Below are 23965 nucleotides of genomic sequence, written 5' to 3'. Positions count from 1 at the left end.
CCCCGCATCCGCCGTCCCCCGTCCCTTCCCTGCCTTTAGACTCCTTCCGTGACAGCCTGCGGCCCGAGGGGCAAGATGGGGCCCGCTGTCGGCAAGGTGCGGTAACCAGGGAGGAAGCGTCGTCGTGAGCAGCAGGCCATCCCGAGGCACTGCTCGCCTCGCAGCCATACTCGATGCACTCCCCGACGGGCTGCTGCTCGTCAACTGCAACGGCACGGTCGTCAACGCCAACACCATCGCCCTGGAGATGTTCGAGACGCCAGGCACGGCGCTCGTCGGACGCGGGCTCCTCGACCTGCTCCCGGAGTTCGACTCCAAGCTGATCCCCGGGTCGATGCGCAGGCCCGATTCCGCCGACGACCGCGGCCGTACGAAGCCGACACGGATGACCGCACGGCGGACCGACGGCAACGAGTACCCGGTCGAGGTCACCAGCGCCAGCCTGGAGGACGGTCAGGCCGCGTACAACGACTTCCAGAGCGGCTACGGCGGCAGTTACACGGGGGACGAGCTGCTGATGCTCGTCGTGCGGGACCTGTCGGGCACCGTCGACACGGAGGCCGAACTGGCCCGTTCGCAGCGGCAGACCGAGATGATCCTGCGGGCCGCGGCCGAGGGCGTCGTCGGTACGGACACGGACGGCCGGGTCGTCCTGGTCAACCCCGCCGCCGCGCAGATCCTCGGCTTCCGCGCCAGCGACCTGGGCGGCCAGGAGCTGCATCCGCTGATCCTGCACTCGCGGGCGGAGGGCGAGCCGTTCCCGTACGAGGAGTCGCCGCTCGCCGACACCCTCCGGTCCGGCCGCAAGCACCGGGTGCGCGGTCAGGTCCTGTGGTCCAAGAGCGGTGCGCAGGTGCCCGTCGACCTGACCACCGCGCCGGTCCGGGACGGGGACCAGCTGGTCGGCGCGGTCATGACGTTCACCGACCGCAGGCCCTACGAGGAGCTTCGCGAGCAGCACGGGGCCGAGGTCGCCGGGCTGACCGCGAGCCACGCCGACGAGATCGCCAGTCTGACGGAACGGCACGGCACGGAGCTGGCCGACCGGGCCGAGCGGTACTCGGCCGAACTGGAGGAGCAGGCCGAACGGCTGGCGGCGCTGACGGCCCGGCACACCCAGCTCACCGCCGTGCTCGGCGAGTCACTGCGCGGGCCGCTGGAGGAGCTGCGCGGCGAACTCTCCACGCTCGCCGCCGACCCGGCCGGCCAGCTGTGGCCGGAGGCCAACCAGATCCTGCACCACCTGGCCGCGGGCTACGCCCGGATGACCACGCTCGTCGACAATGTGCTCGGCTACCAGCGCCTGGACGCCGGTGCGGAGGAGCTGGTCAAGACGAACGTGCTGCTCGACTCGGTCGTGACGGCCGGAATCGACGCGGCCGTCGAGCTGATCGGTCCCGGACGTGCCCAGTTCGCGGTGCACGCGCCGCCGATCGAGGCGGAGGTGGACGCGCCCCGGCTGGTGACCGCGCTCGCCCATCTGGTCGCGGACGTCGCCGGCGTCGACTCGACCGGCAAGGCCCGCGTGGTGCCGGGCGGTGGCTACGTCGACTCGACGGTCGTCGTCGCGGCGGCGCAGCGCGGTGAGGTCGTACGGATCGAGGTGCGTGGTCCGTTCGCCGGGGGAGACCCGGTGCACGAGCCGATCGTGCGCGGGATCGTCCGGGCGCACGGCGGTGTGCTCCAGACGCACGAGGTGCCGGGGATGAGCGGCAGCGCATACGTCCTCGAAGTGCCGTTGGGCGCGGGTTCGGGCACGGTGATGCCACCGGCGCCCGAGCCGGAGCCCGCACCCGAGCCGGAACCGATGGCCGGTCAGGGCGCGCCCGGCGGGGGGCGGCGACGCGCGCGGCGGGCGTCCACGGACGCGTTCCTGGAGAGCCCCGTGGGTGGTTCCGGAGCAGCGGCCGGCGCCTCCGGGGAAGGTGACACCGGGGCGGCCGAGCCGACGGGGCGGCGACGGGCGCGTCGTGAACCCTCGGCGCAGGATTCGCAGGAGACGCGCAGGACGCAGAGCGCGAACGACATCGTTCCCGCCCAGCAGAGCGAAGGGTCGGGGCGCAGGCGGGGGCGGCCGAGCCCGGCCGAGACCGGTGACCGGCACGCCCTTCCGGCTCAGCTGTCCCAGTCGCCCGAACAGGGGCAGCGGCCGGGGGAGGGCGCCGTCGAGCAGCAGGGGCCGGGACAGGCGTTGGCGCTCCCTTCGGCCTCGGTGCCGTCCGAGGGTGCGGTGGTGACCGCGGCGGAGGGCGCGCAGGGAGGTGGTGGCCGTCCGCAGCGTGGGCAGGCCGTGCCGCCCCAGGGCGTGTCGGCCGAGGCGCCGTCGCCGGTGCCGGCGGGTGGGCACCGGGCGCGTCAGGGCGGCGAGAACCAGCTGGCCCTGCCGACTTCCGGTTCCCCTACCGCTCCCGTTTCCCCGTCCGCTGCGACACCCGCTCCCGTTTCCCCGTCCGCTGCGACACCCGCTCCCGAGGGCCTCTCGCCGGCCGGTGACGGCCCGGCTCCGGTGCCGCAGCCGAGCGGAAGGCGGGCGCGGCGGGCGCTGGCGGCCGCGCAGGAGCGGTCCGCTCAGGCCGAGCAGGCCGGGCCCCGTACCGCGTTCGCCCTCCCGCCCGCGGAGGCCGACCGGACCCCGTCCACGGCCGCCGACGCGGACGCCTCGCTGCCCGGACGCCACGACGCCGTGGGCATCGTGCCGGACGACGACCACACACCGTCCCAGGCACACCCCGTACCGACCGGGCGGCGCCGGGCGCGTCATGCCGACGGGTCCCAGCAGCCCGGACAGGCCGTCGGGCAGCCCGTGGAGCAGCAGGCCGCACCGCGCGCACAGCAGCCGCAGCAGCCCGGACAGGCCGACGAACGGCCCGGCGGGCACCCCGGTGAGCAGGGCGTCGATCTGCCCGGCGGCCGGGACGGCGACGGTCCGGACCGGTCCGCGGCCGGCCGGACCACCCACACCACCGGCACCGCCGTCACGGGCACCTCCGACTCCGCCGGAGGCACCGGCGTGGCGGAGAGCCGCCCGCGGAACGACGAGCCCGGACCTGACGCGCGCAGGCAGCCGCTCCCCGCGGAGGCGCCGCTGCCCGGGGGTTCGTCGGACTCGACGCAGGGACGCGCGTTCAGCGTCCGGACGCTCGGGCAGGGTGTGCCGTTCGCGCAGCACATCGCCCACCAGCAGAACCAGACGCTCGGCAACGGCGCCGGGCGGCGCCGCAAGCTCGCCGCCCCGCCGGAGAGCGAGCGCGCCCCGCAGGCGGCACTGCCGCAGCCCGCGCCGTCCCAGCCCGTCCCGCCCGCGCCGGGCCCCGCGCCGGGCGCACCGGCCGGCTCCGCCCCGGGGCCGGGGCAGCTGCTCTCCGCTCCGGAGGCCGAAGGACGCTCGTACGCCATAGGGGCACCCGACGAGGGTGCCGAGGGGCCGGAGCCGCTGGACGGTCCGGGTGGCGCGGTCGAGGTCGCCAACCGTCCCTCGCCGCAGCCGGTCGACGACGAGCTGCCCCCGGAGCCGCTGGACAATCCGCGGCGACTGCTCGTCTGGCCCGCCCCCGACGTCTCCACCCAGCAGGCGCTGAGCGACCGGGGCTACCGGCCGGTGATCGTGCACTCGCGCGAGGAGGTCGACGCCCAGATAGCGGCGTTCCCCGCCGCGCTCTTCGTCGACCCGCTCACCGGTCCCATCACCCGCAAGGCGCTGCAGTCGCTGCGTCAGGCGGCGGTGGCGGCCGAGGTCCCGGTGCTGGTGACGGCCGGTCTGGGGCAGGCGTCGCGGGAGGCCGCGTACGGTGCCGACCCGGCCGTGCTCCTCAAGGCGCTCGCCCCGCGCGACAGCGAACAGCATCCGCCCCGGGTGCTGTTGATCGAGGAACACGAGGAGATCGCGCTGGCGCTGACGGAGACTCTGGAACGCCGCGGCATGCAGGTGGCCAGGGCGGGCACCGACAACGAGGCGGTGACGCTCGCCACCCGGATGCGGCCCAATCTGGTGGTGATGGACCTGATGCAGGTGCGCCGCCGGCGGGCCGGGATCGTCGACTGGCTGCGCGCCAACGGGCAGTTGAACCGGACGCCGCTGGTCGTCTACACCGCCGCCGACATGACCGGGTCGGAGCTGCCGAAGCTCAGCTCGGGCGAGTCCGTCCTCTTCCTGGCCGAGCGCTCCACGAGCGACGAGGTGCAGTCGCGCATCGTCGATCTGCTCGCGAAGATCGGCACGAACTGACCGGCGGACGGCCGCGAGTACGAAGAGGGCGGTACGGGGAAGTCCCGTACCGCCCTCTTCGTGTCCCGGCCGGGGTGGGTCAGAGCCGGGTGACGTCCAGCTCGCCCTCCGCGTACTGCTTGCGGATGACCTTCTTGTCGAACTTGCCGACGCTCGTCTTCGGCACCGCCGGAATGATCGTCCAGCGCTCCGGCAGCTGCCACTTGGCGATGCCCGACTCGGCGAGGAAGCCCTTCAGCGCCTCGTAGTCCGCGGCGGTGCCGTCCTTGAGCACGACGGTGGCGAGCGGGCGCTCGCCCCACTTCTCGTCCGGGACGGCGACGACCGCCGCCTCGGCCACGTCCGGGTGCGCCATGAGGGCGTTCTCCAGCTCGACGCTGGAGATCCATTCGCCGCCGGACTTGATCACGTCCTTGGCCCGGTCGGTGAGGGTGAGGAAGCCGTCCTCACTGATCACACCCACGTCGCCGGTCTTCAGCCAGCCGTCCTCGCTGAACTTGTCCTCGGGGCGCAGCGCCTCGCCGTCCGCTCCCCCGTAGTAGGCCCCGGCGATCCAGGGACCGCGTACCTCCAGCTCACCGGCCGACTCGTTGTCCCACGGCAGATGCTCGCCGCCGGGGCCGACCAGACGCGCCTCGACACCGGCCGGGAAGCGGCCCTGGGTGACGCGGTAGGGCCACTCCTGCTCCTCGGTGAGCCCGGCGGGCGGGTTGGCCATGGTGCCGAGCGGAGAGGTCTCCGTCATGCCCCAGGCGTGGCAGAGGCGGACACCGAGCTTGTCGTACGCCTCCATGAGGGAGGGCGGACAGGCGGCGCCGCCGATGGTGACGCGGGCCATGGACGTGAGGTCGCGCGGGTTGGCGGTGACCTCGGCGAGCAGCCCCTGCCAGATGGTGGGGACGGCGGCGGCGTGGGTCGGCCTCTCGCGCTCGATCATGTCGGCGAGCGGGGAGGGCTGCAGGAACCGGTCGGGCATGAGCATGTTGACGCCGGACATGAACGTCGCGTGCGGCAGCCCCCAGGCGTTCACATGGAACTGGGGGACGACCACCAGCGTGGTGTCCTTGTCGGTCAGACCCATCGACTCGGACATGTTGACCTGCATGGAGTGCAGGTAGACGGAACGGTGCGAGTAGACGACGCCCTTGGGGTCACCGGTGGTGCCGGAGGTGTAGCACATGGCGGCGGCCCGGCGTTCGTCCAGCTCGGGCCAGTCGTAACCGGTCGGGCGGCCGGCGAGCAGCTCCTCGTACTCGTGCACCCGCGCCGCCGCGCCGTCCAGGACCGAACGGTCGCCCGGCCCGGTGACGATCACGTGCTCGATCGACGTCAGATGGGGAAGGACGGGCGCGAGGAGCGGCAGCAGGGAGCCGTTGACGATGACGGCCTTGTCGTCGGCGTGCTTGACGATCCAGATCAGCTGCTCGGCGGGGAGCCTGAGGTTGAGCGTGTGCAACACCGCGCCCATCGAGGGGATCGCGAGATACGCCTCGACGTGCTCGGCGTTGTTCCACATCAATGTCCCTGTTGCATGTCCCTCTTGTACTCCGAGGTCACGCAGGGCGTGAGCGAGTTGTGCAGCTCGGGCGCCTATCTCGGCGAAGGTTCGGCGGTGTGGCTCGCCGTCGCCGGTCCAGGTGGTCACGGTAGACCGCCCGTGGATCGTTGACCCGTGGGTCAGAATCCGTGAGATCAGCAGCGGTACGTCTTGCATCGTGCTGTACACCGGGGGCCTCCCCCATTCAGCGCGCCGTTACGCGAGGGTAATTTCCCGGTGATTCTGCTTGCATACCCGGCGGTATGTCACTACCTGACGTCGACCAATTTCGGCGAACCACGGTCCAGCGTGCCGAACACGTCGTCGTCGTCTTCGTCCCCTGCGTCCTCGGGCGCCCAAGGGTCGGGCTCCCACACGGGGTGAATCTCTACCGTGACGTTGTCGGCGCCCTCCCCGTGGCTGGTGAGCACCACGCGGCGGACCAATTGGCGAATGATCGCGTTGCGCTCGACTGTGAGTACCGTGTCCCACTCCTCGACCAGTCCGACCATGACGGGCCGGAACGCCTCGACGGTGGGGCCGGCGTCCTCCACGGGGGCGATCTTGGCCAGGGCCGCCGTCACCTTGTCGCGCTTCTTGATCATCTCGTCCCGGGCCGCTTCGTACACGCCCTCGGGGTACTTTTCCGGCGTCATCGCGTTGTCGACGGCAAGCCGCTTCAGGCCCGCCTCGATCTGCGTGTGTTCAGCTTCCAGTCGCACACGCTGCGCGGCGCATCGAGCGCGCTCTGCCTCGACGTCGAGCTGTTCCTGCTCGGTCGGGGGCACACGGTCGATGTCGGTGGAGTGCTTAACGATGAACTTGAATACCTCCTTCTCTACCTTCGCCCGCTGAATGAACATGCCTGAGCACAGAACACCGCCTGACTGTGTCCGCGTGTTGCAGCGGTAAGAGTGGCCCTTGACGCTGACACGCTGGCCGTTGCGGGTGGTGTGCAGGGGGTTGATTGACGTTCCACCCCGGCAGAGACCGCAGCGGGTCGTACCGGTGAGGGTGTACGTGGCCTGTCGGGACCTGATCGCGGTTGCCTTGATCTGCTGGCGCCGGTCCTGGTACTGCTGCCACAGGTCGAGGCTGATGCATTCCTCATGCGCCCCGTCAGTCAGATAGTGGTTTTTGCAGCCTCCGTTCGTCAGTCGGTCGTTGCAGTTGCATTTGGGGTCATGGAACCGGAGCAGGCCAGCAGCAAAGCCGCTGTCCATGTACCGCCTGAGTGTCTCCGTGCGCCATACGGTCCCGCGAGTGGTGCGGTAACCCTGCCCGCTCAACCATGCACAGAGTTGGGGGAATCCGTCGCCGGCGACGTACCGGCGGTACAGCTCGGCGACGACGGGGCCGACTTCGGGGTCGACCTCGTACCACTCCTTTTGCGTGGTCCAGCTTCCATTGGGGAGCAGGACCCGGCGCGGGTGCCAGATGTACCCGAAGCGTGCCCGGCCTGTGGCGGGCAGCTTGGCCTCGCGCCGTAGTTGGTGTGTCTCCTTCCACTGTTCGCCGGCCCGGTCGCTCTCGTACGCCGCGAACTCGAACAGGATTCCGCGCTGTAGCTTGCCCAGTGCGGTGCGCGCGTCGATCTGCTCGGTAGCGGATTCGAGCTGTCCGCCGACGGTCTCAACCCGCTTGAGATTGACGGCAATTCCGTCGCGGTTGCGTCCGAATCGGCTGTACTTCCAAACGGCTATGCCGTTGGCTTCGCGCTGCTCGACGCCCTGAATGGCCTTCATAACCTTGCGCTTGAAGTTGCGCCCGGTTTTGTCGAGGTCTACGACCCATCGAGTGATGCGCCGCCGGGTACGGCGGGCCCAATCTTCGATGGCTGCCTTCTGGATCTGGGGAGAGATTTTCTCCTCTTTCCAGGTCGAGACCCGGATATACCCGATGTACGGTTCGAGGCCGGACAGGTCGTCGGGAATGTCGACGTGCCACAGCGACAGGTCGTTCCCGTCCTGGTCGGCGTCGGCCTGGTCCTCGCGTTCGAGGACTGGTGCACGCATCAACGTGCTTCCCTCCCTTGGTTGTTCGCTACGGGGTGCCGGTTGCGCCACCCCCCGCAGGTGGCGCTCAGCGGGCCCGCTTCCGCCTTTCGTCCGTCGCGGCGAGGTTCGACCGCGTGGCGTACAGGTGGTGAACGGTGGCGACGTGGTCCGTGGGGGCGCCCTCTCCGTCGTCAGTGATCGGCGGGGGGTTGAGCAGGCCGCGCCCCGCGTGTTCGAGTCCAAGCCGGTACCCCTCCCGGCGAAGCGACTCCGCCGTTTCCCGGGTGATGTGCTGCTGCTTCCGCACTCTGGCGAGGATCACAAAGGGCAGGCTGCCGAGGGTCACCCCTGCACCGATGTCCGCGAGTCGGGGATGCTCCCCCGTCACGGCGCCGGTGACGACCAGGGCGAGGCCGCCGAGGAATGCGACGGTGGAGACTGCGACTGCGATCTGCTCACGGGTGATCATCTGAGCGCGGTGCCTTTCTTGTGGCGCTTATCCGCTTGCGCGGCGGTCGTTCGTCTCAATGGCGCGTAGACCGCTCACCATCCGTTCGAACGCCTCGATACCTTCGGGACTTGTGATGCCGAGTTCAGCCGCGGCCTGTCTCGGCGAGATCGGGTTCGGGTTGATAGGTCGAAGCTTGGCGAGGTCGTCCTCTTTGACCACGCCGGCGCGTACGAGGATTTCGGGAAGGGGTACCCGCAACACTTCGGCGAGCCGTTCAAGGGTCCGGGTGTCCGGGAGCCCATCAGCGCGCAGAAGTCGCGAGACCGTCGGGGCACTGATGCCCGCATCTTGGGCGAACTTCTTCTGTCCGCCTCGCTCCGGGTAGCCCCGGCGGAGCATCGTTTCGCGGAGCCATGCGGCGAATGTTTCGGGCGTGTGCTGCTGCGGCGCGTCTTGTGTCATGCATGAAAGATATCGCGCGTGAAAGATCCGCACGATAGGTGTCGGGTTTTGGCATAGTCCACCCCTCCCCCTCGCACCTGCGCGCAGCACATCGAGCCCGTTCGGCATCGAACAAACCTTCGAGCCGAGCATAGGGCGGTCCTTCCCGCCCTGTCACGTCCGTAACCGTATCGGCACGGTGTGACACCACAAGTCCCCACGTAGGTGCGGACATGACCCGGTTTGACGACTCACGTCCGACCCGGAAGGTTGCACGCTCTACCGATTTCACGCGTGAAACGAAAGTGCTATGTTTCTTGCACGACACGAACCGAACACGGTCGTTTCGTGAAAGGAATCAGCTATGCCTTACGCCCCCGACGCCCTGGTCGCCGCCGCGCAGGCCAAGGGCGACCACTCGTACGCCGACATGGCGAGGCGCATGGACATGCCGTACCTCGCCGTCTACCGGTGGGCGACCGGCCGCAACGCACCGAGCCCGGCCGGCCTCGCTGCCATCGAGCGGACGTACGGACTCACCACCGCCGCCCTGATACGAGAGGACGCCGCCGCATGAACACGATCACTCCGCGCCCGCAGGCCCTCGCCAACGCTCGCCGAGTCCTTGACCAGGCCCGCGCGCGCCGCGACGCCCTGTCCATCCGGGCCGCCGCCGAGCGGGCCGCCATCGGCAGCGACCGCACGCCCGACGAAATCGAACTGACCCTGCGCCGCCTGCACCGTCAGGCCCGCGCCGAGCAGGCCACCACGCCGCCGGCCCCGGCCGCCCGCGCCGCCTGACCAACGAAAAAACCGCCCCGGGTGCGACCGGGGCGGCGAGTGAGACCCCCGTACCGAACACGAGAGGTCCCGTCATGAACCGTACCCGCCCCTACCGACAGCAGGCCCCACGCGCCGCCGACTGGTCCGAACTCTGGTCACGCCTGCGGACGTTGCCCGTCGCCGCCCGCCTGTCCGCCCTCGCCGACTCCGCCGCACGAATCGCCCTCGGAGGTACCCCGATGAACGCCCGCCGCTACTCCGCCGCCGAGGCCGTCCGCGCCGTCATGGTCGCCCGCAACCTGCGCGCCGTCGCCGGGGCCGTCGACACCGTGCAGACCACGCCGGTCTACACCGACGCCGGACCGCGCGGCGCCCGCATCGCCGTGCGCGTCCACCTCGCCGACGTCCTGCGCCTGCCGCTCGCCGTCGACGCCGAGACGCACCGCGCCGCGTACGACGTCCTGCGCCGCGCCTACCCCCGCGCGCAGTGGCAGAGCGAGGAGTACCGCTACGACGTGCGGACCGGCCGCCTGTCCCTCACCACCCCGGGCGCCGCCGAGTGACCGCCGAGACCGTCCTCGACGCCCTCGCCGAGGCGTACGCCGACGAGCCGGCCACGGTCGAGCACCTGCTGCTCGACCTCGCAGCCGCCCGGGCGCACGCCGACCACATGCGGCACTACCCCGCCGCCACCGACTACGGGCGCGAGTCGGCCGCCGCCGGCCTCGACCGCGCCCGCGAGGACCTGCTCGACGCCCTCGACCTGCCCAGCACGAACGGAGTTCCCGCGTGACCGTCATTCCCCTTCACCGCAACGCCCCGGCCGACCTCGCCGGCCCTGCCGACCTCGCCGTCGAGCAGGTCAAGACCCTGCTTGCCCCGATCAACCCGAGCCGCGTGCAGAACCTGCGCGGGCAGTCGCACCTCGAAGCGTGGGACGTCCGCCGGTGGCTCAACCGCGTTTTCGGTTTCTGCGGGTGGTCCGACGAGACGCTCGAACTCGCCTGCGTGTCACAGGTCGAGATCAACCCCGGCCGGTGGACCGTTGTCTACCGGGCGCAGGTGCGCCTCGCCGTGAAGACCCTCGACGGCCGCGTGATCAGCACGTGGGACGACGCCGCCATGGGCGACGGGATCAATCAGAAGTCCCTCGGTGACGCGCACGACCAGGCCATGAAAACGGCCCTGTCGCAGGCGTTGAAGCGTTGCGCCGTCAACTTGGGTGATCAGTTCGGCCTGTCGCTCTACAACGACGGATCCCGCGCGGCCGTCGGTCTGTGGTCGGCCGCGCACACCGCGCCGAAGACGGCCGAGAGCGTCGAGGCCCCGGCCGTCCCGGACGACGCCCCCGTGAAGCCCGAGCCGGCGCCCGCCGTCGAGCAGCAGGCCGCGGTCGAGCAGCAGGTGCAGCGCAGCACGCGGGCCGAGGGCGGGCCGTGGGAGACCCCGCCGCCGCAGGAGCAGCAGGCGCCCCCGCAGCAGCAGCGGCCCCGGGCCGTGCCGGACCAGCAGCCGGCCGCGCAGGGTGGGCCGTCGCGCGACTACCTCGCCGACGCGCAGGCCGCCGAGTCGCGCGAGCGGTTCGACCAGGTGCGCGCCGCGGCCGTTGCCGAGGGCGCCCCGCAGGACTACCTCGCCAAGCTCGACGCCGTCGCGCAGCAGAAGGAGCAGGCCGCGCAGCAGCAGGCCCCGGCGCAGCAGAAGGCGCCGCGCAAGCCGGCCGCGAAGAAGGCCGCCCCGGCGCGCCCCACGACCGTCCCGACGGGCGCGGACCCGGAAGCGGACGCCGCACGGCAGCAGCACGCCGTCGCCCTCGCCGAGCTGCTCGCCGCCGGTAAGGCCCTCGCCCTCGAACCGTCGCACCTCGACGACATCGCCACGGCCGAGGCCGGTTGCAAGGCCGCCGACTGCACGGTCGCGCAGCTCGCCGGCCTTACCGCCGACCTGCGCGCCGCCGCCGAGGGGGCCGCCGCGTGAGCGCCGAGGAGAGCGCCGAGCAGGCCGTCGAGGCGCCGAAGTACACCGCGGCGCAGATCAAGGCCGCCACGACCAGGGAGGCCGTTCTAAAAGCCCTGCTCGACCAGGTCGACAAGGCGTACAAGGACGCCCGTACGGACGTGCAGGCCATGCTCGACGAGCAGCAGCGCACGACCGGCGGAACGAAGTTCGACGCGTCCCTGCCGGATGGGACCAAGGTGGGCGACGTCCGGCTGAGTGGGGGCGAAGCGGCGGCGAAGATCACCGACGAGCAGGCGTTCGTCGAGTGGGCGCACAAGACGTTCCCGAGCGAGGCCATAACCAAGTTGGTTCGGCCCGTGCCGGCGCGGCTGGTCAAGGGCGTGCAGCCGCGGTTCGTATCCCTGCTGCTCGAACAGATGACGGCCGCAGGTATCGCGCAGGTGCACGACGAGGGGACCGGCGAAGTTTTCGACGTGCCCGGCGTCGAGATCAAGCCCAGCCGTGCGCGCACGCACTCAGTGAACTTCACCCGGGCAAGCAAGGTGAAGCGTGCCGGCCGCGACCTGGTCGCCGAAGCGTGGCGGGCCGGCATCCTCGCCCCGATCGTTCTGCCTGCCCTCGCCCCGCCGCCCGCCGCGGCGCCGGCCGACGAGAGCGAGGCCGCAGCGTGAGCCGCATTGTTCGCGGACTCGACCTGTCCCTGACCGGTGCCGGCATCGCGGGCGCCGGTTGGGCGCAGACCCTCGGCAGCAAGGGCAACCGGACCGACACGTACGCGATGCGTCGCGCACGGCTCGACCGCCTCGCCGGCCGGATCCTCGACACCGTCGGCCCGTGCGACCTTGCAGTCGTCGAGGGCCCGAGCTACGGCTCGAAGGGTGCGGGAACGTGGGACCGGGCCGGCTTGTGGTGGCTGGTCGTCGACCGCCTCGCCGCCCGCGACATCCCCGTCGCCGTCGTCACCCCGACCGCCCGGGCGAAGTACGCGACCGGTAACGGCCGCGCCGGAAAACAGGCCGTTGTCGAGGCCGTCGGCCCGCGGTACGGGGTCGCCCTGCGCGACGACAACCAGGCCGACGCGTACGCGCTGCTTGCCATGGGGCACGACTGGCTCGACGAGCCCCTCGCCCCCGTGCCGGCGAAGAACCGGCAGGCCCTCGCCCGCGTCGAGTGGCCCCTGCTGCTCCCGCCCCCGGCCGTGCAGCTCGGTATCGGAGGCGACGACCGGCCGTACCCCGAAACCGTGCCGGCCGTCCCGCGGAAGCGTCGCCGGCGGAACCCGAGGACCGAGCAGGCCGCGGCCGGCCCCGGGCAGGTCGACGCCCTCGCCCTGGTCGAGCAGGTGAGCGCCGCATGAAGTGCGCGCACTGGATCGGCGCCCGTTCCCGGTACTGCCGGATCCCCGGGGCCCGCCGGTACCTCCCCGGGTACCGGTGCCCCCTGCACACGCCCGCGGCCCTCGCCGGGAAGCCCGAGCCCGGCACGCCGGCGCCGCGGCCGGCTGGCGAGGACGGCCCACCCTGACACCCCCGACGATCCCCTGCCCGGCGTGCGGCGTCCCCGTGATCCGCACGCCGGGGGGCGACCTGCTCGACCCGACCCCGCACCCCCTCGCCATCACCCGGCCGAACGGCCGCCGCATGACGCCGCGCGAAGTCGTCGAGTGCGCCCTCGAACGCCGGCCGCCCCGCGGACACCACCCGCACCGCGCCGGCGCGCTCCCCCCGTACGACTGCCGCCCCCCGAAGGTCGAGCAGCTCGCCCTCGACCTCGACTTAGGAGACACCGCCCGATGAGTTACGACGCCCGCGAATGGGTGTGGGACCACAGCAGCAGCAAGGGCACCGCCCGCATGGTTCTCGCCCTTATCGCCGACCGGTGCGTCGACCGGCGTTGCATGGCGTACGCGTCCGTCCCCGCGCTCATGAAGCGCGCCAACGCGTCGAGGACGGCCGTACGCGACGCCCTCGACAAGCTGCTCGCCGGCGACGAGCTGCTGCTGCTCCCCGGCCGCAAGGGACCGCGCGGAGAGACGTACTACCACCTGCCGGCCGCCGCTCGATTCCTCGCCGAGCAGCTCGCCGAGGGGGACCGGAATGCGACCCCCGGGGGACCGGAATCCGACCCGGCCGACCCGTCCAAGGGGGGACCGGAATCCGACCCGGGGGACCGGAATCCGACCCCCGGGGGGACCGGAATCCGACCCGGCGCAGGGCCGGAATCCGACCCCCAGAACAGAAGAGAACCGAAGGTGAACGGTAAGAGAGCTGCTGCTCTCACCCCCGCCGCCGAGTGGCAGGTCGACGACGACGCCCTCGCATGGGCGCAGCAGCAGGGCCACCTCGACCGACTCGGCGAGGACGGACTACGCGCCGCCGACGAGAAGTGGCGCGCGTACCGGGCCACGGCCGCGCCCCGCGCCGCCGCCGGGTGGGCTGCTGACTGGCGTTCGTGGATCACCCGGGAGCGCACCCCCGCCCCGGGCCGCCCGAACCTCTACGCCCTGCCCGGCGGATCCCCCGCCGCCCCCGCCCCTGCGCCCGGCATGACCCGCGCCGACGCGCACACCGCCGCCCTGCTCGCCCTGCTCGACGACGCCCCGACCGGAACGGAGTAACACCCATGGACCGCCGCGAAATAGCCGGCCTGCTCGCCTACATGGGCCGCCTCGACCCCCGCACGATGCGCACCGACCCGGGCGAGCTGCGCGACCAGGTCGACCAGTGGCAGGAGCTGCTCGGCGACGTGCCCCTCGCCACCGAATACGGGTGGGACGCCCGGACCGCGATCCGGTCGCACGTCGTCGCCTCGCCGTACCCGATCCTGCCCGTGGACGTCGCCCGCCAGTGGACCAAGCACAGCGCCGACCGCCTCGCCCGGCACACCGACCCCGTGCCGGCCGCCGACCCCGACGACGTCGAGTCATGGCGGGCCGAGCTGCTCGGCACCCGACACGCCGTCCTACAGGGGCAGCGTCCCGCAAACGAGCAGCGCGCCATCACGAGCGGTGCCACGGTCGACCCGGCAGTCGAGGCCCGCCTGCGCGCGATCGGATCGTGCATCCCCCCGACCGTGCGCGCCGACCTCGCCCATTTCCGGCCGACCCGGGCCGCACGGGAAGCCGCGGCCGTCGAGGGACGCCCCGACCCGTTGAGCGTTCGGTGCGAGTGGTGCCAGGCCCCCGCCGGCGAGCCGTGCCGTAACCGCCGTATGGGCCTCGACGGGGGCGCCCGGGGCAACGCCCGCCGCGCACAGCCGCACCCCTCCCGCCTCGACCTCGCCGCCGCCGCACTGCACCGTCAGGAGTCCGCCGCATGAGCAGCAGCAGCCGCCCGGACGGGCCGCCCGAACGGGCCGAGCACATCGAGCACCAGGCCGTCGAGGACGACCAGGCCGACGACGAACTCGACCTGTACGAGCGGCTCATGAGGCAGGCCCCGACCAGCCGAGACAGTCGCGGCCGTCGCACATGCCGGCACGTCGTCGGCCGCCGCGGAATCCGATAGACCCCCCTCCCAACCGGGAGGACAGGGCGACCCATGCCCGATAGATTTCACGTACGATTCGTTTTACCGCTTTTCGTTTCACGCTCGAAAGAGGAGAGCCGTTGTCCGGCGAGACCGTCATCACCGTTGTTGGAAATCTGGTCGACGACCCCGAGCTGCGGTACACGGCCGCAGGCGCCCCCGTCGCCACGTTCCGCGTCGCATCCACCCCGCGCACATTCGACAAGCAGGCCAACGAATGGAAGGACGGAGAAAGCCTGTTCCTCACCTGCTCGGCATGGCGCACCCTCGGCGAGAACGTCGCCGGAAGCCTCGCCCGAGGAATGCGCGTCGTCGTGCAGGGCCGACTCAAGCAGCGCAGCTACGAAGACCGCGAAGGCGTGAAACGAACCGTCGTCGAGCTTGACGTCGAGGACGTCGGCCCGTCCCTGCTGCGCGCCACCGCCACCGTCACCAAGACCACCAGCAACGGGGCCACCAACGGCCAGCAGCAGCGCCCCGCACAGCGCCCCCAGCAGCCGCAGCAGCCGCAGCAGCCCCAGTACCAGCAGCAGCAGTACCAGGGCGGATACCGCGACGAGCCCCCGTACTGATCGCGCCCGCGACCGGTCGATGCCGCCCCCGTGCGCAGGGGGCGGCGCCCGCCGTACCGATCGTGCAGTGCTTCACCGTCAAGACCGTGAACACCGCATTCGTTGCCGTGCACTTCCGCGTCACGGTCACCACCGACAACCGGCTGATGACCCGTAGGAGTCCAACCATGACCGCCGTATCCCGCCGTACCGTCCACATCACCCGCACCGAGCACGCCCTGCCGCTCCCCGCGTCCCTGCTCGACGTCGTCGACCTGCTCGACACCGTGCGCGCCGAACTCACCCGGGCCGACCGCCCCGTCGACGACGCCGAGCTGCGCGTCGTCGAGGGCGAGCTGCTCGCGTTCTACGACGTCCCCCGCGCCGCAGTGGTGACACGATGAGCCGCCGCACCGTACGGGAGCAGGCCCGCCTCGACCGCCGCGCGCAGGTCGACAACCTGCTCGCCCGCTACGCCCGCACCGCCCCGGCCGAGGCCGAGCGCCTGCGCGCCCTGCTCGACGAGGAGTTCGCCGAGGGCGACCGCCACCGACGCGAGGCCGGCGGACAGCAGGCCGCGGCACGCCGAGAGCAGCAACGCGCCGACCAGGCCGAGGACCTGTTGCGCGCCGCCCACCAGTGCAGCAACGACGCCGAGCAGGCACGCGCCGCAGCCGAGGAGCGCGCGGCCGTCGCCGAGCAGGCCCTCGCCGAGAGGCAGCAGTGACCGCCCGCCGGCGCGTGCTCTGCGCACATGAGTACGTGCTCATGCAGGACTCATGCCCCGGATGCGACGCCGAGCAGGAGCAGCCCCACCCGGCCGAGCCCGTCGACGTTGTCCCGTCATGGACCACCCGCCGGCACCGTCGTTGCCGGCGCTGCTCCCTGGTCGCCTCGCACCGCATCCACCAGCAGACGCCCGCCGCCGAATGAGAACCGCGGGGCGCACCGAGCAGGCCGCGCCCGGCCGCATCACCGAGGAGACACCAGCCGTGCAGCACCCCGTCGCCATCCGTACCGCCGAGCGCCTGCGCACCATCCGGGAGCAGTGGGGCGCCCTGCTCGCCGCCGTCGAGACGCCGCCCGCCCCCTCGACGTGGCCGCCGGCCGAGACCCGCGCATTCCTGAACACCGGGACCGCCGACGACGGGGCCCTGCTGGTCGAGGACCGGGCGCCGCTCACCCTGCGCCAGCACCCCGCGCCCGCGAACCTCGACGCCCTCGACGTCGCCCTGTTCGTCGAGCAGCAGGTATTCGACCTCGCCGACACTCTCGCCGCCGCCGTGCAGCACGCGGCCGTCGACGACGTCCGACGGTGGACGTTCCCGGACCCGGGCGCACCGGACGCGCGCACCGCTATGGGATCCCGCGCGCATGGGCTGCACTGGGCTGCTGTGTACGTCGAGGGGCGCGTGCTCGACGAGGACACCGAGCCCGAGCTGCTCGGCGACGCCCTGGTTGCCGCCCCGTTCTCCCCGCTCCCCGAGTGGGCACTGAACGAAGCCGCGCGGGTGGCCCGGGCGTGCGAGCAGCGCGTCGCCCGCATTGTCGCCGCGGACGCGATACCCGACAGCCGGACCCTGCCGACCCCGTGCCCGTCGTGCGGGGGCGCCCTGGTCGTGCGCGCCGCCCCGGCCGAGCCGCCGACCGTGACGTGCCGGACCGGCGCAGCGTGCGGAGCGGACACCGACCGGGACAGCCGCGGCCGTCGCGTATGGGAGTGGCCGGCCTGTCTCCCCCTGCTGCTCGCCCCCGGGGCCCCGGACGCCGGCACCCCCCGGGCCGCATGACCCCCAACGTGTGGACCAGGGCCCGGAATTGATCCCGGGCCCTTTTCCCGAACCCCTTGTGAACCTAGTTCAGAACCTAGTACAGTCGGTATCGGTAACCCCGCCGGCTGCACACCGGCACCCACCACAACCACGGGAGCTAACCCCATGGAGCAGCAGACGTTCACCGAGCAGGCCGGCGTCAGGTACGCCGTAATCGGTAAGGGCAAGCGCGTTCACTACTCGCCGAGCAACGACGACGGCCTGTGTGGTCGCGGCATCACCGCGTACCTGTCCGTCGAGGAAGCCGTCGCCCTGTTCGACAAGGGATACGAGCTTTGCGCCCCCTGCCACCGCGCCGCCGAGAAGCGCGCCGAGGCCGCCCGCCTCGCCGACGCATCCCCCCTCGCCGCCGCGGCCGTCGCCCTGGTCGACACCGTCGAGGCCGCCGACGCCGAGCAGGCCGCGACCGACGGAACGTGGCGCGGCGAATGGATCGGCGCGCAGGACGACGACGCCGCCCTGTTCCCCATCGAGCGCGACACCGAGCAGGGCGCCCTCTTTACCGACCGCGCCGCCGTCGAGCCGACCGTCGACGAGCGACTCGACGCCCTCGCCGCCAATGTGGCGCAGCAGCACGTCGAGGCCGACACGCTGCTCGCCGACATCGCCGACATTGCCGTCGAGGCCGACCAGCTCGCCGCCGAAATTGCGCAGTTCGGCGCCGATGTCGATGCCGTGACCGCGCAGGACGTCGTCGAGGGCGTCGTCGTCGAGCACGCCGGCGTCGCCGAGGGCAGCACCCCGAGCAACGCCTCGCACCCCGACGTCGCCGCCGCCCGCGCCGCCCTCGACCGCCTCGCCGCGGCGACCATGACCGAGCACCACGACGTCACCCAGCCGGCCGAGGACGAGCGCACCGTGCGCGGGTACCTGCTCGACCCCCGCGGGCAGGGCCGCGTCGCCCTCTACTGGCTCGAAGAGGGCCGCATCGTCCGCCGCGACGAGCAGGGGTACGGGGCGAGCCTCGACTGCCTCGCATGGACGATGGAGCGCGCCGGGTGGGCCGTCGAGAAGCTGCGCCGTTCCTCGCAGTGCGTGTTCGCGCACCGTCCCGTCGAGGCCGCCGCGCCCGCTCCGGTCAAGCCGGCCGCCGCGGTCGAGCCGGCCCCGGCCGCGCCCGCGCCGCCGTTCCTGTCCGGCGACCGCGTCGTGTGCGGCGACGGGCAGGTGCGCACCGTCGAGGGCATGACGCACCGCACGAACGAGCCGGCCCGCGTCGTCGTCGCCGGCGGCGCCGAGTGGATCGCTTCCGAGTGCAGCGTCGTTCCGGCCTGCCTGCACCGGATCACCGTCCGCCCGGATGCGACCGGCAACCCGATCACGGCGTGCGCCCGCAAGCAGTCCAACCAGGAAGCCGGCGTATTCAACGACGAGGGATGCGTCGAGGCGTACGACTGCGCCGTGCAGGCCGCGAACCGGGCCGCCGAGCTGAACGTCGAGGAAGACGCCCCCGCCGGCGACCCGACGTACACATGGGATCTGCTGTGCCCCGACCACCGCGACAACGAGCAGCAGGTCGACGAGTGCGAGGAGTGCAACGCCGAGGAGGCCGCCGAGCAGGCCGCCGCGGACATCGTCGAGCAGACCGTCGTCGAGGAGACGCCGCGGTGCATCCTGCACGGCACCGCCTGCGACGGGAACCCGAAGCGCCGGCACCAGTTCGAGCCGACGGCCGACATGGTCGAGGCCGCACGCGAGGCCAAGCGGCAGGCCAAGGCCAAGACCGCGGCGCACATTGCCGAACTCGACGACGTCCTCGCCATGATTGAGCAGGCCGAACGCGCCGACGGAACGTGGCGGGGCGAGTGGATCGCAGCGGCGCCGGCCGACGCCGAGCTGCTCGACCTCCCGGCCGACGTCGAACAGGGCGCGTTGTTCGCCTGACCGGTACCGTTCCGCCCGCCCCCACACCCCGCGGGGGCGGGCCCGTCCCAAAGAGAGCAGCAGATGAGCACCGAACCGACCGAGCCGACCGTCGCCGAGTTGCGCGCAGACCTCGCCGACCGCATCAACACCCTGCCCGCCGGCCTGTCCGCGAACGTGTTGCGTGGAGTGCTCGACCTGCTCGACGACTGGCAGAAGGAGCGGGCCGAACAAGGCCCCCGCAGGCGCAGCGCCGTGCGCCGCTCCGAGGCGGAAGTCGCCCGCGACCGATTGACCGCCGCCGGCCGCGCCCGCCGGGAGTGGGAGGACCACTACAGCCCGTGGAAAGCGGAGATCATCTACCACGCGCGACACATCGCCGACGTCCCCGTGCCGCGGATCGCCGAGGAGTTCGGCGTGTCCGAGGGATACGTCTACCGCGTGTTGCGCACAAACGCCGCGTACGAGTACCGGCTCGACGTCCGCGACGGAGCGCCCGGGCCCGGGTGGCGGTCGTTCGAGGCCGCCGACGCCGTCGCGCCAATCGACGAGCCCCAGGTGATCGCGCACCGCGCCATCGAGGAGTATCTCGCCGCGCACCCGGAGCACGCCGACCACCAGGACGAGCCGCGCCTGCGCGTGCTGATCTGGACGGCCGCCGCCGAGGAGCAGCTCGACGAGCAGGCCGTGCGAACGGTCCTGTGGCCCGACCCCGAAGACCAGTAACCCACCAACGCAGCAGGCCCGACCGGTGACTGCACATCACCGACCGGGCCCTGACCACCACGGGAGCTAACCCCGCCATGGCTACGCCGAACCCTACCGAGCCGAACACCCCCAAGAGGCACACGCCCCCGAAGCCGGGCACCCGGCCGTCGGTGCGCGCCGACGCCGCAGTGTGCGACGACTTCGCAGTGATCATGTCCGCCGGCGGTACTGCGTCGGACGCCATCCGTACCGCCGTCGCCATGCTGGCAGACATGTACCGGACCGGGTGGGCCCATGGTGTCTGCCCGCCCGGGACCGCGCCGCGCCTGCTCGCCTACCAACTAGAGCAGCGTCCGACAACGACACCGGCCCTGACCAGCGGACAAGCCACCGTGTCCGACAGCCGCACGGCACCGCGGCCCGTGTCGCAACGCCTGCCGCGCCCGCCTGTCGGACAGCGCTTTTCCGCGTAGCCACGGTGTGCGGGCCGTGTCCGACACGGCCCGCACTCCCGGCGCCGATTGCACGCCGTTATCGATCTGTGATCTACTTGGGCCGTCCCCGGCGTGCCCGGAAACACCCCGCTTACTCGACGCCCCACTGCCACCCCCCCCCGGCAGTGGGGCGTCGTCATGTCCGCCGGAGGTGAAGCCGTGCGAGAGCCGAAAGCCGTGCGAGAGCCGATCACCGACCAGGACCGCGACCAGGTCCGCCGGCTGCACGCCGAGGGCAAGAGCCGCAACGCCATCGCCCGCACCATCGGGCGCAGCGGCTCGACCGTGTCCAAGATCGCCGCCGAGTTCGAGCCCCCGCTGAGTTTCGCGCGCGGCCCCGAAGTGGTCGCCGCGACCGACGCCCGCCGTATCGACCTCGCCGCGCGCCGGCAGCAGTTCGCCGAAGCCCTGCACGAATCCGCCGAGCGGCTGCACGCGCAGCTCTTTGCGCCCTGCACCGTCGGGGCGTTCGGAGGCAAAGACAACTTTTGGAGCGAGCAGGCCCTCGACCGGCCGCAGTTCGCCGACCAACGGCAGATCCTCGCCGGCGTGTCCATCGCCGTCGACAAGTCCCTGAAACTCGCCCCCGCCGAGGGAGGCCAGGGCGCCGAGGACGTCCGTTCGATGCTGGGCACCCTCGGCGAAGTCCTCGCCGATGCGTTCGCCGACGACGAGGGGGCCGACGACGGGGGGTGAGCCGTGCGCCTGCCCGCCGGCGTCGACCTGCCCCTGTCACGCAAGCAGTTGCGCAGCATCGGCCGCGCCCGCGCCCGTATCAATCTGTGGCACGGGTCGGTCAGGTCTGGAAAGACCGTCGCGTCACTGCTCGCATTCGTCATCGCAGTTGCCGCCGCCGGACCGTCGGGACTCATCCTGATTTGTGGCCGCAGCTTGCAGACCATCGAACGGAACGTGTTTGAGCCCCTGCAAGACGCGTCCCTGTTCGGCCCCCTGTCCAAGCACATTCACCACACCCGGGGCGCCACAACGGCCGTCATCCTCGGCAGGACCGTGCACCTAATCGGCGCATCCGACGTTCGCGCCGAGGGGCGCCTGCGAGGACTCACGGCGCAGCTCGCGTATGTCGACGAGGCGACCCTCGTTCCCGAATCGTTCTGGACTCAGCTACTCGCCCGACTCTCGACGCCGGGCGCGCGGCTGCTCGCCACGACCAACCCGGACAGCCCGCGCCACTGGTTGAAAGTCGGGTACCTCGACCGGGCCCACGAACTCAACCTGCGCCACTGGCATTTCAAGCTCGCCGACAACCCGAGCTTGACCCGGCAGTACGTCGCCGACCTCACCGCCGAATACGTCGGACTGTGGCGCCGCCGCATGATCGACGGGGCATGGGTCGTTGCCGAGGGCGCCGTCTATGACATGTGGGATGAGCAGCAGCACGTCGTCGACACCCTGCCCCCGATGCTCCGGTACTGGGCCGCCGCCGACTACGGCACCACGAACCCGTTCGCCGCCCTGGTGTTGGGACTCGGCGCCGACGACCGGCTGTACGTCGTGAGCGAGTGGCGCCACGACAGCAAGACCGCTCACCGGCAGATGACCGACGCGCAGTACAGCGAGGCCGTCCGGGCATGGCTCGACCGGCAGAACATCGAGCCCGAGTGGACGTTCATTGACCCGTCGGCCGCGTCGTTCCAGACGCAGCTATGGGCCGACGGACACCCGGGCGTCACCGGGGCCAACAACGAGGTGAAGCCCGGAATCCGCAGCGTGTCGTCGGCCCTCGCCGCCGGCCTGCTGCGCGTACACGAATCGTGTTCGGGCCTGCTCGACGAGATCCCCGGTTACTCCTGGGATCCCGCCGCGACCGCCAAGGGCGAAGACAAGCCGATCAAGACCGCCGACCACTCCGTCGACGCCCTGCGCTACGTGCTGCACAGCACCGCGCACGAGTGGCGCCACCTCATCACCGCGAAGGAGGCCGCCGCGTGATCACTCTGCCCGTACACCTGCGCGTCGGGAGCACCGCCGCCGAAATCGGCACCGTCACCGTGGACGCCCCGCCCGAACTCCCCGCCGCCGTCGCCGAGCTGCTGCGCGCCGCCGCCGGCCACCTCGACCAGGACCCGGGAGAGGGGGCGCCGACGTGAGCCTGCCCGACAACGGCACCATGTGGCCGCCGCGGAGTATCGCGCCCCTGTATGCCGACATCCGAGTCGACGACGCGTGGTACTCCGGCGACGCCGACCGCCTCGCCAAGGTCTACCGGTACGCGCCGCAGCAGCGGAAGGACGGCCGCCGCCGGTTGTGGGGCCGCCACCGTCAACCGGGCAGGCGCGAGGAACGGCTGCACATCCCGCTCGCCGGCGAGATAGCGCAGACGTCCGCCGACCTGCTTTTCGCCGATACCCCCGTGGTCACCGTGGCGGACACTGCGACGCAGGACCGCCTCGACGAGCTGCTCGACGTCGGGGGCGTGTCCGAGCTGCTGCTGACCGCAGCAGAGACAGCCGCGGCCCTATCCGGCGTGTTCCTGCGCGTGACGTGGGACCGCGCCGCCGCCGCCGACCGCCCCCTGCTCACCGTCGTGCACCCCGACCAGGCCGTACCCGAGTGGACGTTCGGGATCATGACCGCCGTCACCTTCTGGCGGGCCCTGCCCGGGACAGGGTCGGCCGTATGGCGCCACCTTGAACGGCACGAGCGGGGCAAGATCCTGCACGGCCTGTACGAGGGGACCGACGACCAGCTCGGCCGGCGCGTCCCGCTCACCGAGCACCCCGAAACGGCCGGCCTCGCCGCGTCCCTCGGCGCCGAGGGCGACGCCATCGAGACCGGCGTGCCGATGCTCACGGCCGTATACGTGCCGAACATCGGCCCGAACCGGAAGCACCGCGGCGCCCCGTGGGGCCGCAGTGACTTGCAGGGTGTGCACGACCTGCTCGACGCTCTCGACGAAACATGGTCATCGTGGCTACGCGACATCAGGCTCGCCCGAGCAAGGTTGATCGTTCCCGACGGGTACCTGCGCAACAACGGACCAGGTAAGGGCGCATCGTTCGATGATGACCGGGAAGTGTGGCAGGCCCTCGCCATCCCGCCCACCGAGCAGGGCAACGGCATCACGTTGAGTCAGTTCGCAATCCGTGTCGAAGAGCACCGCACGACCGCCGAGTCGATTGTGCGGCAAGCCACGACAGCGGCCGGCTACTCCCCAACGTCCGTCGGACTCGACGGAGACGGGGCCGCCGTCACCGCAACGGAGATCGCCGCCCGTGACCATCGGTCGATGGTGACCCGGGGCAAAAAGGCGAGGTATTGGCGACGCGCGATTGCCGAGATTCTGCGTGTCCTGCTCGCCGTCGACCGGGCGCAGTTCGGCGCGAAGAACGCCGACGAACGCCCCACGGTCGACATTGGCGACGGGGTCGCAGAGGACCCCGGGAGCACCGCGCAAACCCTGTCCCTGCTCGCGCAGGCGCAGGCGATCAGCACCGACACGAAGGTGCGCACGCTGCACCCGGATTGGGACGACACGACCGTCGCCGAGGAAGTCGCCCGAATCCACGAGGAGACCGGGCAGGCCGCCCCCGACCCTGTCGGGAGTTTCCCGCTCGCCGCGTGATCGGGGGTGCA

25 protein-coding genes are annotated in these 23965 nt (G+C 71.8%); 21 read left to right on the top strand and 4 right to left on the bottom strand.

From position 1 onward, the window contains the following. Positions 1-124: 124 nt before the first annotated feature. Positions 125-4225, top strand: a complete 4101-nt coding sequence (locus ACF1B9_RS10060) for a PAS domain-containing protein (RefSeq protein ID WP_391741143.1) — start codon at positions 125-127, stop codon at positions 4223-4225. A gap of 79 nt (positions 4226-4304) precedes the next feature. Here ACF1B9_RS10060 and ACF1B9_RS10055 read toward each other — a convergent pair whose 3' ends face one another. From ACF1B9_RS10055 to ACF1B9_RS10040, 4 genes are all read right to left on the bottom strand, one after another. Then, a complete protein-coding gene (locus tag ACF1B9_RS10055; protein ID WP_391741144.1) occupies positions 4305-5951 on the bottom strand; it encodes a long-chain fatty acid--CoA ligase in 1647 nt (548 codons plus the stop codon). Between the two features lie 80 nt (positions 5952-6031). Continuing rightward, positions 6032-7777 carry a recombinase family protein gene (locus ACF1B9_RS10050; protein ID WP_391741145.1) on the bottom strand — a complete coding sequence of 582 codons (1746 nt, stop codon included), beginning with the start codon at positions 7775-7777 and terminating at the stop codon, positions 6032-6034. Positions 7778-7844: 67 nt separating this feature from the next. Beyond that, a complete protein-coding gene (locus ACF1B9_RS10045) occupies positions 7845-8228 on the bottom strand; it encodes a hypothetical protein (RefSeq protein WP_391741146.1) in 384 nt (127 codons plus the stop codon). 27 nt (positions 8229-8255) lie between these two features. Next, entirely contained in the window at positions 8256-8672 is a 417-nt protein-coding gene (locus ACF1B9_RS10040) for a helix-turn-helix domain-containing protein (RefSeq protein WP_391741147.1), read from the bottom strand. A gap of 343 nt (positions 8673-9015) precedes the next feature. On the opposite strand from ACF1B9_RS10040, the gene ACF1B9_RS10035 reads away from it, so the two are divergent. The 20 genes from ACF1B9_RS10035 to ACF1B9_RS09940 all read left to right on the top strand — a co-directional run bounded on the left by ACF1B9_RS10035 (position 9016) and on the right by ACF1B9_RS09940 (position 23954). Beyond that, positions 9016-9228, top strand: a complete 213-nt coding sequence (locus tag ACF1B9_RS10035) for a helix-turn-helix domain-containing protein (protein WP_391741148.1) — start codon at positions 9016-9018, stop codon at positions 9226-9228. After that, the gene (locus tag ACF1B9_RS10030; protein ID WP_391741149.1) at positions 9225-9452 is read left to right on the top strand and encodes a hypothetical protein; all 228 of its coding nucleotides are present in this window, start codon (positions 9225-9227) and stop codon (positions 9450-9452) included. Before ACF1B9_RS10035 ends, ACF1B9_RS10030 begins: the two co-directional genes overlap by 4 nt. 74 nt (positions 9453-9526) lie before the next feature. Further along, positions 9527-9997: a hypothetical protein gene (locus ACF1B9_RS10025; protein ID WP_391741151.1), complete on the top strand. Its 471-nt coding sequence runs from the start codon at positions 9527-9529 to the stop codon at positions 9995-9997. Then, a complete protein-coding gene (locus ACF1B9_RS10020) occupies positions 9994-10227 on the top strand; it encodes a hypothetical protein (protein WP_391741152.1) in 234 nt (77 codons plus the stop codon). The genes ACF1B9_RS10025 and ACF1B9_RS10020 overlap by 4 nt, the downstream gene beginning before the upstream one ends. Then, positions 10224-11411, top strand: a complete 1188-nt coding sequence (locus ACF1B9_RS10015; protein WP_391741153.1) for a Rad52/Rad22 family DNA repair protein — start codon at positions 10224-10226, stop codon at positions 11409-11411. The genes ACF1B9_RS10020 and ACF1B9_RS10015 overlap by 4 nt, the downstream gene beginning before the upstream one ends. Continuing rightward, positions 11408-12064, top strand: coding sequence for a hypothetical protein (locus ACF1B9_RS10010; RefSeq protein ID WP_391741154.1), 657 nt, complete (start codon positions 11408-11410; stop codon positions 12062-12064). The genes ACF1B9_RS10015 and ACF1B9_RS10010 overlap by 4 nt, the downstream gene beginning before the upstream one ends. Then, positions 12061-12750, top strand: coding sequence for a hypothetical protein (locus ACF1B9_RS10005; RefSeq protein WP_391741155.1), 690 nt, complete (start codon positions 12061-12063; stop codon positions 12748-12750). Before ACF1B9_RS10010 ends, ACF1B9_RS10005 begins: the two co-directional genes overlap by 4 nt. A 435-nt stretch (positions 12751-13185) precedes the next feature. Continuing rightward, positions 13186-14010, top strand: coding sequence for a helix-turn-helix domain-containing protein (locus ACF1B9_RS10000; protein ID WP_391741156.1), 825 nt, complete (start codon positions 13186-13188; stop codon positions 14008-14010). A 5-nt stretch (positions 14011-14015) separates the two neighbouring features. Beyond that, positions 14016-14711, top strand: a complete 696-nt coding sequence (locus tag ACF1B9_RS09995; protein ID WP_391741157.1) for a hypothetical protein — start codon at positions 14016-14018, stop codon at positions 14709-14711. Next, positions 14708-14899: a hypothetical protein gene (locus tag ACF1B9_RS09990; RefSeq protein WP_391741158.1), complete on the top strand. Its 192-nt coding sequence runs from the start codon at positions 14708-14710 to the stop codon at positions 14897-14899. The genes ACF1B9_RS09995 and ACF1B9_RS09990 overlap by 4 nt, the downstream gene beginning before the upstream one ends. A gap of 101 nt (positions 14900-15000) precedes the next feature. Further along, positions 15001-15492, top strand: coding sequence for a single-stranded DNA-binding protein (locus tag ACF1B9_RS09985; RefSeq protein WP_391741159.1), 492 nt, complete (start codon positions 15001-15003; stop codon positions 15490-15492). Between the two features lie 86 nt (positions 15493-15578). Further along, on the top strand, positions 15579-15875 hold the full coding sequence (locus tag ACF1B9_RS09980; RefSeq protein ID WP_391741160.1) for a hypothetical protein: 297 nt from the start codon (positions 15579-15581) through the stop codon (positions 15873-15875). After that, positions 15872-16198, top strand: coding sequence for a hypothetical protein (locus tag ACF1B9_RS09975; protein WP_391741161.1), 327 nt, complete (start codon positions 15872-15874; stop codon positions 16196-16198). Before ACF1B9_RS09980 ends, ACF1B9_RS09975 begins: the two co-directional genes overlap by 4 nt. A 202-nt stretch (positions 16199-16400) precedes the next feature. Further along, a complete protein-coding gene (locus ACF1B9_RS09970; protein WP_391741162.1) occupies positions 16401-17261 on the top strand; it encodes a hypothetical protein in 861 nt (286 codons plus the stop codon). 147 nt (positions 17262-17408) lie between these two features. After that, complete coding sequence (locus ACF1B9_RS09965; protein ID WP_391741163.1) at positions 17409-19187, top strand: hypothetical protein; 1779 nt, start codon at positions 17409-17411, stop codon at positions 19185-19187. Positions 19188-19250: 63 nt separating this feature from the next. Further along, positions 19251-19892 carry a hypothetical protein gene (locus ACF1B9_RS09960; RefSeq protein ID WP_391741164.1) on the top strand — a complete coding sequence of 214 codons (642 nt, stop codon included), beginning with the start codon at positions 19251-19253 and terminating at the stop codon, positions 19890-19892. A 635-nt stretch (positions 19893-20527) separates the two neighbouring features. Then, positions 20528-21064: a helix-turn-helix domain-containing protein gene (locus ACF1B9_RS09955; RefSeq protein WP_391741165.1), complete on the top strand. Its 537-nt coding sequence runs from the start codon at positions 20528-20530 to the stop codon at positions 21062-21064. A 3-nt stretch (positions 21065-21067) separates the two neighbouring features. Beyond that, the gene (locus ACF1B9_RS09950) at positions 21068-22321 is read left to right on the top strand and encodes a PBSX family phage terminase large subunit (RefSeq protein ID WP_391741167.1); all 1254 of its coding nucleotides are present in this window, start codon (positions 21068-21070) and stop codon (positions 22319-22321) included. Beyond that, positions 22318-22479 (top strand): hypothetical protein, encoded by a 162-nt coding sequence (locus tag ACF1B9_RS09945; protein ID WP_391741169.1) that lies wholly within the window; start codon positions 22318-22320, stop codon positions 22477-22479. The genes ACF1B9_RS09950 and ACF1B9_RS09945 overlap by 4 nt, the downstream gene beginning before the upstream one ends. Then, positions 22476-23954 (top strand): phage portal protein, encoded by a 1479-nt coding sequence (locus tag ACF1B9_RS09940; protein WP_391741170.1) that lies wholly within the window; start codon positions 22476-22478, stop codon positions 23952-23954. Before ACF1B9_RS09945 ends, ACF1B9_RS09940 begins: the two co-directional genes overlap by 4 nt. The last annotated feature ends 11 nt before the right edge of the window (positions 23955-23965 follow it).

This window comes from Streptomyces sp. NPDC014727 (assembly GCF_043083485.1).
In the GTDB taxonomy this organism is placed as follows: Bacteria; Actinomycetota; Actinomycetes; order Streptomycetales; family Streptomycetaceae; genus Streptomyces.
The sequence above is the reverse complement of the archived record's forward strand: the minus strand, read 5'-3'. Positions and strand labels throughout refer to the sequence as shown.

What these genes read in the sequence shown, in the direction of transcription:
- ACF1B9_RS10050 (WP_391741145.1), bottom strand. Translation starts at nt 7,777, where the DNA reads ATGCGTGCACCAGTCCTCGAACGCGAGGACCAGGCCGACGCCGACCAG.
- ACF1B9_RS10045 (WP_391741146.1), bottom strand. Translation starts at nt 8,228, where the DNA reads ATGATCACCCGTGAGCAGATCGCAGTCGCAGTCTCCACCGTCGCATTC.
- ACF1B9_RS10040 (WP_391741147.1), bottom strand. Translation starts at nt 8,672, where the DNA reads ATGACACAAGACGCGCCGCAGCAGCACACGCCCGAAACATTCGCCGCA.
- ACF1B9_RS10035 (WP_391741148.1), top strand. Translation starts at nt 9,016, where the DNA reads ATGCCTTACGCCCCCGACGCCCTGGTCGCCGCCGCGCAGGCCAAGGGC.
- ACF1B9_RS10030 (WP_391741149.1), top strand. Translation starts at nt 9,225, where the DNA reads ATGAACACGATCACTCCGCGCCCGCAGGCCCTCGCCAACGCTCGCCGA.
- ACF1B9_RS10025 (WP_391741151.1), top strand. Translation starts at nt 9,527, where the DNA reads ATGAACCGTACCCGCCCCTACCGACAGCAGGCCCCACGCGCCGCCGAC.
- ACF1B9_RS10000 (WP_391741156.1), top strand. Translation starts at nt 13,186, where the DNA reads ATGAGTTACGACGCCCGCGAATGGGTGTGGGACCACAGCAGCAGCAAG.
- ACF1B9_RS09995 (WP_391741157.1), top strand. Translation starts at nt 14,016, where the DNA reads ATGGACCGCCGCGAAATAGCCGGCCTGCTCGCCTACATGGGCCGCCTC.
- ACF1B9_RS09990 (WP_391741158.1), top strand. Translation starts at nt 14,708, where the DNA reads ATGAGCAGCAGCAGCCGCCCGGACGGGCCGCCCGAACGGGCCGAGCAC.
- ACF1B9_RS09975 (WP_391741161.1), top strand. Translation starts at nt 15,872, where the DNA reads ATGAGCCGCCGCACCGTACGGGAGCAGGCCCGCCTCGACCGCCGCGCG.
- ACF1B9_RS09970 (WP_391741162.1), top strand. Translation starts at nt 16,401, where the DNA reads ATGAGAACCGCGGGGCGCACCGAGCAGGCCGCGCCCGGCCGCATCACC.
- ACF1B9_RS09965 (WP_391741163.1), top strand. Translation starts at nt 17,409, where the DNA reads ATGGAGCAGCAGACGTTCACCGAGCAGGCCGGCGTCAGGTACGCCGTA.
- ACF1B9_RS09960 (WP_391741164.1), top strand. Translation starts at nt 19,251, where the DNA reads ATGAGCACCGAACCGACCGAGCCGACCGTCGCCGAGTTGCGCGCAGAC.